This is a genomic window from Aquimonas voraii, from assembly GCF_900101825.1.
GTDB classification, from domain to species: domain Bacteria; phylum Pseudomonadota; class Gammaproteobacteria; order Xanthomonadales; family Xanthomonadaceae; genus Aquimonas; species Aquimonas voraii.
Genome location: NZ_FNAG01000013.1, coordinates 1 through 14,476, shown reverse-complemented (window position 1 = coordinate 14,476; position 14,476 = coordinate 1). Strand labels below are relative to the sequence as shown.

Annotated in this window: 11 protein-coding genes; 8 read left to right on the top strand and 3 right to left on the bottom strand. The window is 62.3% G+C overall.

From position 1 onward, the window contains the following. Positions 1 to 12: 12 nt before the first annotated feature. Positions 13 to 708, bottom strand: a complete 696-nt coding sequence (locus BLP83_RS15305; RefSeq protein WP_091244732.1) for an HAD family hydrolase — start codon at positions 706 to 708, stop codon at positions 13 to 15. Between the two features lie 291 nt (positions 709 to 999). Beyond that, complete coding sequence (locus BLP83_RS15295; protein WP_091244726.1) at positions 1,000 to 2,421, bottom strand: Do family serine endopeptidase; 1,422 nt, start codon at positions 2,419 to 2,421, stop codon at positions 1,000 to 1,002. 930 nt (positions 2,422 to 3,351) lie between these two features. On the opposite strand from BLP83_RS15295, the gene BLP83_RS15290 reads away from it, so the two are divergent. The 8 genes from BLP83_RS15290 (at position 3,352) to BLP83_RS15255 (ending at position 13,564) form a co-directional block, all read left to right on the top strand. Continuing rightward, entirely contained in the window at positions 3,352 to 5,499 is a 2,148-nt protein-coding gene (locus tag BLP83_RS15290; protein ID WP_091244723.1) for an adenosylcobalamin-dependent ribonucleoside-diphosphate reductase, read from the top strand. 562 nt (positions 5,500 to 6,061) lie between these two features. Further along, positions 6,062 to 6,700, top strand: coding sequence for a hypothetical protein (locus BLP83_RS15285; RefSeq protein ID WP_091244720.1), 639 nt, complete (start codon positions 6,062 to 6,064; stop codon positions 6,698 to 6,700). A 436-nt stretch (positions 6,701 to 7,136) separates the two neighbouring features. Further along, positions 7,137 to 7,901, top strand: coding sequence for a TSCPD domain-containing protein (locus tag BLP83_RS15280; RefSeq protein WP_091244719.1), 765 nt, complete (start codon positions 7,137 to 7,139; stop codon positions 7,899 to 7,901). 20 nt (positions 7,902 to 7,921) lie between these two features. Next, complete coding sequence (locus tag BLP83_RS18415; protein ID WP_143006720.1) at positions 7,922 to 8,932, top strand: hypothetical protein; 1,011 nt, start codon at positions 7,922 to 7,924, stop codon at positions 8,930 to 8,932. 165 nt (positions 8,933 to 9,097) lie between these two features. Beyond that, complete coding sequence (locus BLP83_RS15270; protein WP_143006719.1) at positions 9,098 to 10,243, top strand: TIR domain-containing protein; 1,146 nt, start codon at positions 9,098 to 9,100, stop codon at positions 10,241 to 10,243. A gap of 1,009 nt (positions 10,244 to 11,252) precedes the next feature. Continuing rightward, entirely contained in the window at positions 11,253 to 11,699 is a 447-nt protein-coding gene (locus BLP83_RS15265; RefSeq protein ID WP_143006718.1) for a Cap15 family cyclic dinucleotide receptor domain-containing protein, read from the top strand. Positions 11,700 to 11,901: 202 nt separating this feature from the next. After that, positions 11,902 to 12,342, top strand: a complete 441-nt coding sequence (locus BLP83_RS15260; RefSeq protein ID WP_143006717.1) for a hypothetical protein — start codon at positions 11,902 to 11,904, stop codon at positions 12,340 to 12,342. Positions 12,343 to 13,027: 685 nt separating this feature from the next. Continuing rightward, entirely contained in the window at positions 13,028 to 13,564 is a 537-nt protein-coding gene (locus BLP83_RS15255) for a hypothetical protein (RefSeq protein ID WP_143006716.1), read from the top strand. Between the two features lie 594 nt (positions 13,565 to 14,158). Here the strand turns inward: BLP83_RS15255 and BLP83_RS15245 are convergent. Beyond that, positions 14,159 to 14,476 (bottom strand): integrase core domain-containing protein (locus BLP83_RS15245; protein WP_143006715.1); only part of this gene is annotated, 318 nt, incomplete at its 5' end.

The following is a 14,476-nucleotide window of genomic DNA, read 5'->3' as shown; positions in this document are numbered from 1 at the left end:
GCGCGGCCGCGCTCACGCCGCCGACGCGCGCTCCAGCCAGTGCACCAGCTCATCCAGGCTGCGCACTTCGAGGTCGGGCTTTTCAGCGTGTTCCCAGGTCTCGTCGCGGCGGTTGATCCACACCGCGCGCAGGCCGGCGCGGCGGGCGCCGAGCACGTCCATGTGCGGATCGTCGCCGACGTGCAGCACTTGGTGCGGGGCCAGACCCAAGCGCGCACAGGCGGCGTGGAAGATGCACGGCGAAGGCTTGGCCACGCCGTGCTCGCGCGCGCCCAGCGAAAACTGGAAATGCGCCGACAGGCCGATCCGATGGATGCAGGCGTTGCCATTGGTCAGCGCCGCCAGCGGCAGACGCGCCGACAGGCGTTCGAGCGCGGGCAGGCTGTCGGCGTAGAGCTCGACGCGATTGCGCGCGGCGTAGAACACCTCGAAGGCTTCCTCGGCGCGGGCCGGGTCTTCGCCGCCTTCGCTGAGCGCGATGCGCAGCGAGATCATCCGCTGCTCGCAGAAGTCGTGGGCGAGGTGCGGGTGGTCTTCGTAGACCTGCGCCCGCAGCGCGCGCATGCGCTCGATCGGATAGGCCCGCGCGGTGCCCGGCGCGTGCTGCTGCAGCCAGGCCTGCAGCTCGCGCTCGGCGGCTTCGATGGCCGGCCACACCGGCCACAGGGTGTCGTCGAGGTCGAGCGTGATGGCGCGGATAGCGTTCAAGCGGTGGGTTCGCGACGTGTCGGAGACGGCATGGTAGCCCTCACGCCGTGCAGGCGAACGTGAGGAACCGCTGCATCGGGTGGGCTCTGGTCCAGCATGGGCTTGGCCCTTGCGCCGGTGGAGGACCGATGCCGGATGAGGACCGAGCGAAGCGAGCCGCGGGCGTGCCGCTCATGGTGGGCCGGGGCCCACCCTATGCTCATCCCGATCCCGATCCCGATCCCGATCCCGATCCCGATCCCGATCCCGATCCCGATCCCGATCCCGAATCCCGAATCCCGAATCCCGCGCCTACTCCATCACCACCACGCCGCTGCGCCGCCCGCGCACCACGCTCAGCACGAGCTGCTGCGGCTGTGCTTCGATGACTTCGCCGAAGGTGTCGAGGCTGTCGATGCGGATGCGATTGATCCCGGTGACGAGGTCGCCGGCGGCCAGGCCATTGCGCTCGGCGCGGCTGCCGGCCGCCACCCGTTCGACCTGGATGCCGGCCACGCCCTGCTGCCGCAGGCGCTCGGACAGCGCCGCGAATTCGGCGCCGTCCAGTCGAGGATCGAGCGCGCTTCCCAGCAGCTGGCTCAGGCGGGCTTTCAGGCGCAGCTCGATGCGCTGGCTGCGGCCTGCACGCAGGTATTCCAGCGTCACCGGCTCGCCTACCGGCAGCAGGCCCTCGCGATTGTGCAGGGTCTGCGGGCTGTCGACCGGCTGCTGGGCGATGGCGGTGATCACATCGCCCGGCTGCAGGCCGGCCTCGGCTGCCGGCGAGCCCGGCCGCACGCGAGTCACCACCGCCCCACGCGCGCCTTCCACATCCAGCATCGCCGCGAGCTGCGGGGTGATGGCCTGGGTCTCGATGCCCAGGCTGCCGCGCTGCACGCGGCCGGTGTCGAGCAGCTGACGCATGATCTCGTTGGCCAGCTCGGCGGGAATCGCGAAGCCGATGCCGACGTTGCCGCCCGAGGGGCTGAAGATCGCGGTGTTGATGCCGACCAGTTCGCCGCGCAGGTTGACCAGGGCGCCGCCCGAGTTGCCCGGGTTGATGCTGGCGTCGGTCTGGATGAAGTTCTGGTAGGCCAGGCCCTGCAGGCCGGAGCGGCCCAGCGCCGAGACGATGCCCGAGGTCACCGTCTGACCCAGGCCGAAGGGGTTGCCCACGGCCACCACGAAATCGCCGACGCGCAGTGCTTCGCCGCGCGCCAAGGGCAGCTCGGCGAGATCGTCCGCGGGAATACGCAGCACGCCGACGTCGGTGTCCGGGTCCGAGCCGACGAACTCGGCGGTGACCGTGCGGCCGTCGGCGAGCGTCACGCTGATGTCGTCGGCACCTTCGATCACGTGGTTGTTGGTCAGCACCAGGCCTTCGCGGGCGTTGACGATCACGCCCGAGCCCAGCGACTGCTGCACCCGCTCCTGCGGCACCATGGGCAGGCCGAAGAAATGGCGGAAGAAGGGATCCTCGGCCATCGGGTTGCGCACCCGCACCACGGTCTTGCTGTGGATGTTGACGACCGCGGGCGTGACCTGCTCCAGCATCGGCGCCAGCGAGGGCAGGGGCTGGCCATCGACCACCGCCGGCAGGGCGGCATGCGCCGGGCGCAGCAGATGGCTGGCGACGGCGAACAGGCCGATCGCGGCCAGGGTCAATAGAGCGCCAAGCGCAGCGCTGCGCAGGCGAAAGCTGATGACGGTGGTGCGCGCAGGGGCGTGCGGCATGGCGAATCTCCTGGGGCCGGAGCTTGAGAACGAAGGCCGACGCAGACCCGACGGGGCCGCGCAGGTTCCAGCGCAGGCGGTGCAGGTCTGCGCCCTATTCGGATCACGGCAAGGTGGGGGCGCGAGCCCGCGCTTCAAACCCGCGGCGGGTATCCATCACGGAAGCAGGGCGCAGGGTGAGCCGCGCGTCGATCCTTCCGATACGCGCCATGCAAAGCCGGCCGCGTGCTTGTGAACCGGGGCGAGGGTGAAGCTCACGGTGGGCCAGGACCCACCTTATGGGCCTCGATGGGGTGGGCCCCGGCCCACGGTGGCCTCCACACCCGCCCCGTGGCGCGTGTTCTACATGCCCCCTTCACGCAGCGCGCAGGGCTCCACGCAGCTGCCGATCCGCGCAAATCCCGCGCACTCAAGGGCTTCAGAAATCGCGCGCTCGATCAAGCGGTTTTCCACAGTTTTTTGCGTTGACACCCGGGGTGCCCGGGCGTAGCGTACGAGGCCGTTGTCCACTAGATCTTGTGGTCTCGCCCCACGCGAAACCCTACAGATTGGGGTCGCTGCCCGGGCGAGACACAACGCCAAGCCGGCGTGAAGCGGATCTTGCGGCCAACGCGCAGGCAGGCGGGGGCAGGGCGAATTCGGCGGCAGAGCAAGCGGTACAACGGGAGACCCGAAGCAGCAGGCACTGGCCGGGGGGCGGTGGTCGGCGGCGACGGAAGACGAGGGTCCCATCGAGGGCCCGTCGCACAACAAGAACCCATCAGTCGAGGCGCAGGGCAGCCCGAAATCGCCCGGACCCCAGCACGTATCGCGACCGGAGCGCGTCTTGCGCCCCCTTCCGACCGTGCCGGGCGCTGTGCGTTCAGCGCAGCCGCGGTCCGGATCGACCAAGGTCCTGCTGCCACGGCCACAAGAAAGAGGCGAAATTGGATGAGCAGCGTTCGGCTTGAAGCGGTGCGTAACGAGGCCAAAGTGATCGAACTCCAGCCCGCGTCCTGGGACATCTGGGACAAGAAGTACCGGCTCAAGACCAAGAAGGGCGAGCCCGTCGATGCGACCATCGACGACACCTACAAGCGCGTCGCACGCGCCCTGGCCGACGCCGAACCGACGGTCGAAAAGCAGAAGTACTGGTACGAGCGCTTCCTGTGGGCGCTGCGCCGCGGTGCGATCCCCGCCGGCCGCATCACCTCGAATGCCGGCGCGCTGGAGCACAAGCCCGCCACCAGCACGATCAACTGCACCGTGTCGGGCACCATCCCCGATTCGATGGACGGCATCCTGGAGAAAGTCCACGAAGCCGGGCTGACGCTCAAGGCCGGCTGCGGCATCGGCTACGAGTTCAGCACCCTGCGCCCCAAGGGCGCCTTCGTCGCGGGTGCCGGCGCCTACACCTCGGGCCCGATGTCCTTCATGGATATCTACGACAAGATGTGCTTCACCGTCAGCAGCGCCGGCGGCCGCCGCGGCGCGCAGATGGGCACCTTCGACGTGTCCCATCCCGACGTGAAGGACTTCATCAAGGCCAAGCGCGAAGACGGCCGCCTGCGCCAGTTCAACCTGTCCCTGCTGATCACCGACGAGTTCATGCAGGCCGTGCAGGCCGACGCCGAGTGGCCGCTGGTGTTCCCGGTCAACAAGAAGGAAGTCGACGAGATCGACCTCGGCAACGCCGAGCAGGTGGTCTGGCGCGACTGGCCGGCCAGCGAGACCTACATCACCCGCGACGACGGACTGGTGGCCTGCAAGATCTACGGCCACGTCCGCGCGCGGCACCTGTGGGACATGATCATGGTCTCGACGTATGACTACGCCGAGCCGGGTTTCATCCTGATCGACCGCGTCAACGAGATGAACAACAACTGGTGGTGCGAAAACATCCGCGCCACCAACCCCTGCGGCGAGCAGCCGCTGCCGCCCTACGGCGCCTGCCTGCTGGGCTCGATCAACCTCACCACCTTCGTGCGCGATCCCTTCACCGACAAGGCGCGCTTCGACTGGGAGGAATACAAGGAAGTCGTGCGCGTGTTCACCCGCATGCTCGACAACGTTGTAGAGGTGAACGGCCTGCCGCTGCCGCAGCAGCGCGCCGAGATCCTGCGCAAGCGCCGCCACGGCATGGGCTTCCTCGGCCTGGGCAGCACCGTGACCATGCTGCGCATGCCCTACGGCGGCAAGGAGAGCTGCGAGTTCACCGAGGCCGTGGCCCGCGAGATGGCGGTGGCCGGCTGGGAAGTCGCGCTGTCGCTGGCCGAAGAAAAGGGCCCCGCGCCGATCATGGACGAGGACTTCACCGTCAGCGCCGAGATGCTGCGCAAGCGCCCGGAAATGGCGAAGGACGGCTGGAAGATCGGCGACACCATCAAGGGCCGCGAGCTGCACGCCAAGTACAGCCGCTACATGCAGAAGATCGCCACGGTGGCGCCGGAGCTCGTCGCCAAGCTGGCGGAGAAGGGCGGCCGCTTCACCCACCACAGCTCGATCGCGCCGACCGGCACCATCAGCCTGAGCCTGGCCAACAATGCCAGCAACGGCATCGAGCCCAGCTTCGCCCACCACTACAGCCGCAACGTCATCCGCGAAGGCAAGAAGTCGAAGGAAAAGGTCGAGGTCTACAGCTACGAGCTGCTGGCCTACCGCAGCCTGGTCAACCCCGACGCCATGCCGTATGCGCAGGACGAGAAGGCCAAGCTGCCCGACTACTTCATCGCCGCCGATGACATCACGCCCAAGGCGCATGTCGACATCCAGGCCGCCGCGCAGATCTGGGTGGACAGCTCGATCAGCAAGACGGCGAACGTCCCCACGGACTACCCCTACGAGGACTTCAAGGACATCTACCGCTACGCCCACGAGAAAGGCCTGAAGGGCTGCACCACCTTCCGCTTCAACCCCGCCGCCTTCCAGGGCGTGCTGGTGAAGGAGGCCGACCTCGAAAACACCACCTACCGCTTCGAGCTGGAAGACGGCAGCGTGGTGGAAGTGAAGGGCAACGAGCAGATCGAATACGACGGCGAACTGCACACCGCCGCCAACCTCTTCGACGCACTCAAGGAGGGCTACTACGGCAAGTTCTGAGTGAGGCGCGAGCGACGCGCGGGCAAACCCCGCGCGTGGGGTGGACCTCGGCCCACCAAGGCCCCAAACCCGCCCCACGCACCCGCATAGGGTGGGCCCTGGCCCACCAAGGCCTCGACGCTCGCCTCACCCAACCCAAAGCACCGGCCGCATCGCGGTCGCATTCACCGCACCGCGCGCACTGCGCTGCGCTGCATCTGTCGCATCGCGCTCGCGGCGCTGCACCGCTCCGCCGCATCGCATAGGGTGGGCCCTGGCCCACCGTGAGCGCGACGCCGGCCCGGGTCATTCAACTCGCCGAACCCTCGCATCACACCTCTCTCTCTCGTGGGGAAAGGTGCGGCAACCGCAACACCCAGGGCTTGATCCCAAGCCCGGCGCAGGCCAAGGATCGGCCTGCGGCGAAGGGCGCACCCCTTCGCGCATGCCCGGCCTGTGTCGCCGGGCAAGTGCAAGCCACCGGCGCAGGACGCACCGGCGGCGGTCAATGTTCTCGATACCACTGCCCCACGCGGGGCAGGCCCGAAGCTAGAACGTCCCGATACGACGTGAGGAGTGGCAGATGAGCAATGGCAATGGGGTAACCGCGACCCTGAGCGAGGCGGTGGAAGCCGTCACCGAGAAAGCCCAGGAACTCGCCCACGACGCCAAAGAGGCCGTGGTCGCCGCCGAACAGGCCGTGGCCAAGCGCGCCGCCAAGGTGAAGAAGCAGGCCGAAGGCCAGTACAAGAAGGCCAAGAAGGCCGTCGACAAGAAGGTCGGCGAAGCCAAGAAGGCCGTCTCCGGCGCGGTGAAGACCGCCAAGAAGAAAGCCGCCGCCGCCAAGAAGGCCGTCGACAAGAAAGTCGGCGAAGCCAAGAAGGCCGTCGCCGGCGCGGTGAAGACCGCCAAGAAGAAGGTCGCCGCCGCCAAGAAGGCCGTGGCCAAGAAGGCGGCACCGGCGAAGAAGGCCGCCGCCAAGAAGGCCACGGCGGTCAAGAAGACCGTCGCCAAGAAAGCCGCACCCGCCAAGAAGGCCGCCACCAAGAAGGTCGCCGCGGTGAAGAAGGCTGTGGCCAAGAAGGCCGCACCGGTGAAGAAGGCGGCGGCCAAGAAGGCCCCTGCCAAGGCCGCCGCAAAGAAAGCCCCAGCGAAAAAAGCGGCCGCCAAGAAAGCCGCCCCTGCCAAGAAAGCCGCAGCCAAGAAAGCGGCCAAGAAGTAAGACCGGAGGGAACACCCGCCGCCGCCTGACCGGCGGCGGGTGAACCCCCACCGCCCAAGCCCCGGCGCAGACCGCCGACGGCCGACAGAACAACCGCCCAGGCGCGAAGCACAGGCCCAAGCCCGCCCCGCGACAGGCAACGCATCAAGCCCCTCTCCCATCAGGAGAGGGGTGGGGGTGAGGGGCGAAGCCCAACACCCACCAAACCCGCGACACCCAAGCTTCAAGCCCCTCTCCCCTGGAGGGAGAGGGGTGGGGGAGAGGGGGCAAAACCCCGCCTCACCCACCCAATTCGCGACACCCAAGCTTCAAGCCCCTCTCCCCTGGAGGGAGAGGGGTGGGGGAGAGGGGGCAAACCCCACCTCACCCTACCCACCCCAAACACCCACACCCCGCAGGCGCCCAGCGCCGCACCACCCGACCCGAAGGAGCCCCCGTGGCCGTCAAAATCACCAAAAAAATCAAGGGCTACTCTGTCCTCAAGCCCGAAGACAAGGCCGCCGCTCCCGCCCCTGCCGCAGCCGCGCCCGCCCCGGCCGAAGCCCCCGTGCGCCAAAGCGCCGAAGTCATCCAGATGCACGAGCAGATCGAGCGCCCCGAAGTGCTGGTCGGCTCCACCTACAAGATCAAATCGCCCCTGTTCGAGCACGCCCTGTACGTCACCATCAACGACATCGTGCTGAACCAGGGCACCGCCCACGAATCGCGCCGTCCCTTCGAGATCTTCATCAACTCGAAGAACATGGACCACTTCCAGTGGGTCGTGGCCATCACCCGCATCATGAGCGCCGTGTTCCGCAAGGGCGGCGACGTCACCTTCCTGGTCGAAGAGCTGAAGGCCGTGTTCGACCCGCGCGGCGGCTACTTCAAAGCCGGCGGCGTGTACATGCCCAGCATCGTCGCCGAGATCGGCGCCGTGGTCGAAGACCACATGAAGACGATCGGCCTGATCGTCGACCCCGAGCTGGACGAACACCAGCGCGCCCTGATTGCTGAGAAGCGCGCCGCCTTCGAGGCCCAGTCAAAAAAAAACGTTGAGGTAAGCCCGGCGGCTGAGGGCGCGGCGAGTGCGGAAGCGAAGAGCGACGTCGCCAGCTTCCCGCCCGGCGCGACCCTCTGCCACAAGTGCAACACCCAGGCGATGGTGGTGATGGATGGGTGTCAGACTTGCTTGAATTGTGGGTATTCGAAGTGTGGGTGAAACCACGGGGGCAAGCATAGGTGTTGATTCGTTTTCCAGAGCGACTTTCGACACAAGCTGCACTGGGGTTTGCCGCAAAACTCAGAGAGGTTCCTGACGGGGAAGATTGCGACATTGACTTCTCAGGATTGCGTTGGATCGAGCCCCTATCAGCTCTCATTGCTTCGAGCGAGATATCTCGACAAAAGAGCCTGAGGAGATTTAATGCGCTGCGAGTCCGAAGCGTCCCAGTAGGCAGCTACGCGAATAACTTCGGTTTCTTTCAGTCTTTTTTGGGGAGCAGTCCGCGGCTGGGGAAGGTTGGCGAAGGAAGCGGTTCCTATGCGCCGATCAAGGTGTTTCTCGCAGAAGACGTCAGGCGGATGGCGGATCAGCAGGGAGTAGAGACGGGTGAAGTGATGGAGCAGCTCGCAGATGAGCTTGCTAGCATCCTTTGTCAGGGCTCCAACGAAGACGTACACGAGACTCTCACATACTCGATGCGGGAGATCATGCGAAACGTTATTGAGCATAGCCAAGCAGACCGGGTCGCCACTTGCGCGCAGTACTGGCCCGCGAGGGGTGAAGTTGAGGTTGCAGCGATGGACTGGGGAATAGGGATCGCACAAGGTCTTCGTGAGAACCCCAAGCTTAAATTCGAGTCAGACCTCGACGCGCTTCATTTGGCGTTGCTTCCGGGTGTTTCGGGGAAAGCAGAAAAAGTGAAGCGAATGCGATCGCGGAGCCCGTGGACTAACTCTGGGTACGGGCTTTACATGACCAGTTCCCTCTGTCGTCGAGGCGGTAGCTTTCTGATTGGCAGCGGATCCAGCGCGATCTCTGTCTCGGGGACGGATGTCGTCCCCATGCGATGGGGAATTCCCGGAACTGCAATCCGGTTACGAATGCAGCTCTCAAACCTCAAGCCTCTGGGGGAGCAGCTGGAGAAGTTCAGAAGCGAAGCTCATGCGCTGAAGCAAGCCCATACGGCGATCGACTTCCTTACTGCATCCATGGCCTCACGCGCACTTCTACTGTCCAGAAAGCGCTAGGGTCTACGGGTGAGGGGTCAGGTTCACTTTCTATGTCGGATGAGAGTGTGCTAAAAGAGGGTGTCGGGTTCATTTACAAGATCATGGAATTTCACTCTGAGCCCTTTTTCGGCCTAGGGCATAGAGCAATCACGACGAAGCTTTTTCAGGGGCGCGGAGGGTTCTATGAAGTCTGCAGAGGTCAAAGCGTTCTTTTCCTGCTCGTTCTCGGCCGGTGATAGGGAGGTTAACTCCTTCTTTCGAGCTATTTGTGAGGGTTTGGACATAAGCTGCGCAAATGTCGACCATGGTGGGAGTGAAGTGCCCCCTGCAATGGCCCTTCAAATGATCGAGAGTGCGGATATTGTGATCGCCGTGGCTACCATTCGAGACAAGATCGAAGGAAAGGAGTCGTTTCGAATGCCGTCCGCCGTTTCTCAGGAAATTGCTATGGCATTCGGAAAGGCTAAACCGACCTTAGTTTTTGCCGAGGATGGTGTCCAGATGGATGGGTTCTCCCCAAATTTTGGAACGTATCAGACCTTCTCCCGAAGCAAGCTCTTCTCGGCGGAATTTCTGCGCCGGGCGATCGCATCGATTCACAGTGTGAAACTGGGCGGACTGACAGATCACGAGTTGTTGTTGTCCCAAGAGACAACGGACTTCATCGCCGAGGAGGCCAGCCATCTTTTTGAGCTCAAAGCGGATGGCCAAGATTTCTATTGGTACCACGCAACGCAAAGATCGATCTTGGTTGTAAGGGACGGGTGCGAGAAACTTCCAATCTATAGATGGAGTGAATTCCCTCCGCCGTCGCTTCCAGTTAATGCTTGCCCGATGAATAGCAAGTTTGAGCTAGTGTCGTCAAGTAGGCCTCTGAATGCAGTGCTTGAACTCCAGGAAGTATCCCCGCTGGGTGTTATCGGCGAGGTGAGGTTGTCACCTCCCGCTCGTAAAGGCGACCGACTTACCTATGATATGGAGTTCTCCGGTAGGTACTTGGCGCCTGTGAAGCAATCCGATGTTGGCTCGAGTAGAGGTACCGAAGTTTTTGGTAGGAACTTTCTCTGCTATGAAGGGATTGTTCCGGTTAACCGAGCGCGCGAGATCGAGCTGCATTTTAGGTTTCCGCGCGAATACAAAATTGACCCTGAGGATGTAGAGTTCTTCGTGGCTAGTTTTTCGCATGGGATCGACTACATCGTGGAGAGCGAGATTTCTAGGGCCGAGGTAAAGAAGAGCTGCATTGCTGGCTCGGTTTCGTTCGCCGTCTCACTAAAGAGCCCGCTTCTCAGGCATGTTTACGGTGTCGCTTGGAATCCACCGAGCTGAGCGGTAAGGGGGGGTAGTTTCACTTTCCGCAGTAGCAGTAAGGGGGTCAGGTTCACTTTCTGGGTCGGATGAGCGGGTGCTGAGAGATGGCGTCGGGTTCATTTGTCAGATCATGGAAACTGACTCTGACCCCTTTTCCGATTTCTCTCGTGTTCAGTGCTTGGTGCAAACGAAAGGAGGGCTGGGGTGACTTCAATTGATTTTGGCTCACTGCCTCGGTGGGTGTTTGCGTTCGCGGCCTTAGTGATTGCGGGCTCGGTTGCGCATGGCATGTTCTTCGCGGAATGCACCACGCAGCTATTCGGGCTATCTTTCGGGAAAAGCCGCCCATGCGATCCATCCAACTCCGAACTGGTCGCACGTGTCGATTCCTTAGAGAAAAATAACGCATCTCTTCGATCAATGGTCGATGCCCTCGGGACTAGGGATCGAGGTGCGGTACAGCTTGAGATTACGAATCAAGGCGGGGGAGACAGGAACGGTTGCCCTGTCGGCACCTTCGTCTCGGCGATTTCCGCCCCCGGAGGAGTGGGCGGCAAATATGCCACCGACGGAATAAACAAGATTAGCTACCAGTGTTCACCAATCGTCCCGAATTGAAGCCAAAAGGCAGTGACCGAAAGCGGTAACGGAGTCGGGTTCACTTTCTGAGGGCAGGCGATAGGCGATAAGGGGGTCAGGTTCACTTCCTTGGTCGGATCAGTGGGGTAAAGCAAAAGCTGGGGTCAGGTCTTGTTTTGCCACATGGGAAGAAGGGGTTCAGGTTCATTTTCCGGGGCGGTGAGCTGGTAACAAAAGAGGGGGTCGGGTTCTTTTGCCAGATCATGGAAACTGAATCTACCCTTTTTGTTGGCCCCTTTCCTTGGCGCCCGGTGAGCGCGTCGAGACGACCGCCAGCGTCCATTCTGTGAGTTTGTAGATCGAGTCTTGACAGGCGCTTGTATGTATCTTGCGACACCGCTGATCAAGCGGCCGTCCAAGATCAAATATTGACTAAAGGAGTCCCAGAGTGCACGCCTACGCGAAAATTGACCGGCTAGCGGGAAATAATCGCCACGCCGGGAGTCAGCCTGCCCATCCGATTCCAATCCAGAAGATTCGTGGCGATTGGAGGTGCAAGGGGCTGATGGGTATCTACGGAGGTCCGGCGAACCAGCCATGGGAGGCTGTACTGCGGATCAAGATAATTCGGAACTCCATTCAAGTAACCATGGAGTTGGGCGACGACAGAATTGCCTTCTTTAGCCAGGGCGCGACGATCGAAGTAACTTCATCCGGCGCAATTCGCCTCAAGTATCTGTACTCAAACATAGAGAACGCGGAGGCGTCGACCGACGACGCGTATTTTGGTCACTCGGACATTCTGTTTTCGCACGATCTTAAAGGCGCGGCAGGGAAGTACTTTAATGACGAGCAAAGGGGGACCTTTGGGTCGTTCGAGCTGGAGAGGCTTTAGATCGTGTAGAGACTTTCGCAAGCACGGGGTCAGGTTCACTTTGTGGTACGGATGAGCGGGTGCCAAAAGAGGAAAACGGGGTAGGAAAACGGGGTCAGGTTGAGTTTCCATGAGTGAGTAAGGTTTTCTGGTCTGTTTCACGTGCTGTTCTTGATTTCTAAGAATGGGGTCTAAGAATGGGGTCAGGTTCACTTTCCAAAGCATGAAAAGGTACTCTGCCCACCTTCTTGGTCTTGTGCTTGCCTGTAGCGGCCTTGCCTGCAATCCCAGCACAGCGGCGCCACCCTCCGTCCGAATCGAGTACGTCGATGTCGAGCGCTTCTATGCACTGTACGACGCCACCGAAGGCTGGCCAGCTGCGGACGCGCTGCAGACCTACATCGATACGGGGTCCGAGGGCCTGCAAACACTGGCCAGACGGCGCAGTGTGACTGGCGTCCGCATCGCCGAAGCTCTCGCCGATCGCCCCGAGATCTACGCCGCCGCGCGTTCGTGTGCGGCGTCGTTGCCCGCTCTGAGGTCGCGGCTCACTCAGGTGCTCGACAGGCTGATCGAGCTGTATCCCAAGGCTCGCACGCCGGCCGTGACGCTCGCCATTGGGCGTGGCCAAAAAAGGGGGTCAGGTTCACTTTCCAAGGCATGAAAAGATACTTTGATCCCCTTCTTGTTCTGAAGGCGTTCGAGAAGTGAGCACTTCGGCACCCGCGTGCAAGAATGGGGTCAGGTTCACTTTCTGGATCGGATGAGCAGGTGCCAGAAGAAGGCGTCGGGTTCATTTGCCGGATCATGGAAATTGACGCTCACTCCTTTTGCGCTCCGCTCAGCACCTCACTCTCACTCTATTTCGGATCGTTGAGGCAACGGATGGGTCCTTTGAAGATATTGGTGAGCGTTGCTTCCTTCTCATTGATTGCCTTGGTTGCTGTTGGGGTAGTGGACACAGCGGCGCCAGTGGACTTCGTGCGTAGCACGCTTTGGGTTGTGGTTGCCGGTTCGGGAGTGTCCGTATTCTTGGCAATGCTTTGGCATTGTGTAAGTACAGCGCCGCCGTCGCGAAAGTTGTTTCGCTGCACTTTGCTCTTGATCGGAGGGGTTGCTGCAGCGATTCTCTATTACTGGCTCGTCGTCAGAAAGCCCGTTTCTGCGCGAGCGCCTCAGTGAACCAAACGGTAAGGGGGTCAGGTTCACTTTCCGGGGCGGGTGAGCTGGTAACAAAAAGGAGGCGTCGGGTTCATTTTCCAGGTCATAGAAACTGACTCTTGTCGCTTTTGAACCTGCTGCGTTGGACGGTAGTTTCCGCCTTTACTTTTTCTTGCGGAGCAAGTGCCATGATCATTCGTTGTATTGGTGCATTTTCTATGGCCGTGTTGCTGGCAGGGTGCTCGCAGGCCTACAGCACGCTCGAACGCGATTTCGCCGTGGACGCGCTGGAAGCTGAGCCTTCCGTTCGAAGCACGTCCATGACCATCGGCGGCCCCAGCCACGTTGGGGCGACGAACTATGGCGGCGTGGTGGACCTGTACGTCAGCGGTGAAGGCATCGGTGTTTCCGTTTCTTTGCCTTTCCATCAGCCCATCCACATGCCTACTGAGCGCGTGTCCGGGTGCGCCATGACCTGCTTCGGCACCAACGACCGGCACGTTGAGCTACTGATCGAGTCGACGGGATCGGTGGTCTCGTTCCCAGAGGTGCCGCAGCTGCTGGATTGGTGTTGGGAGGCTAGAAAGCCGGTGTTCCCCGGCGAGGCCGAGCGCGTATGGAAGTACAACGGAGGTCGCCTGCCGTCCATGGATCACGCCGACCCGCAGTTTGCGTCGCGTGAGGCCTATGGCAGCGCGCTCATGAACAACTGCCGCGGATTCTAGGCTGGGGAAATTGATAACCGAGGTCGGGTTCATTCCCAGTGAGCCCTCAATCCGCTCTCTGGCTATCCGTGGGATTCCCCAATACCCAGGTTGGCCCGATGGCATCGGCAGGAGGGACATAGCACATGAATGGGCGGATGATCATGGCCGCGTTGGTCACGATTGGGGCTCTGTGGTCCTTGCGGGTTGTTTTGTTTTATTGCGAATCCTGCGTCGGGTCGTTGGATGTGCTGAAACACCTCGAAGCGACATGTCAGAAGTACGAACAGGTTTCAGTGCGTTTCACCGCCCTTGGCCCGCCCAGATTCGTCGATTGCGCTGACGTAGCGGCTGCGCTCGGAAGGGGCGAGTTGTTTTCAGTCATCCTGGTAGTGGATTCCAGCCGGGCACCTTCATTCGGACTGTTCCGCCACATCAAACTGTGCGAGTTCCCTGCGCGTGGCGAATTCGAGCAGGCCTCCAAGGCGGAGGCATGCGCCTTTGAATCGGACGGGCTATAACACGAACCGGCGGTGAGAGTAGAAACCACGGGTCAGGTCCAGCTTCACAGCATCGCGCCAGCCCGTGACGTGCCCCCAGCAGCCATACCACCCGTTACTGGGAAAGTCCGGGGTTGAAGGGTACTTCGTTCTTCTGGTTGTTGATCCGGTGTTGGGCTGCGAACTCAGCGGGCGGGATGCGCCCGCAGCTGCTGTGGGGTCTGACCTGGTTGTAGTCACGGCGCCACTCGGCGATGACCTGCCGGGCTTGGGCGAGCGAGCTGAACCAGTGCTCGTTTAGGCACTCGTCCCGGAACTTGCCGTTGAAGCTCTCGATGTAGCCGTTCTGCATCGGCTTGCCCGGCTCGATCAGCTGGTGGTCGACGCCGTGCTGCTGCACCCACGCGATGAAGGCACGACTGGTGAACTCCGG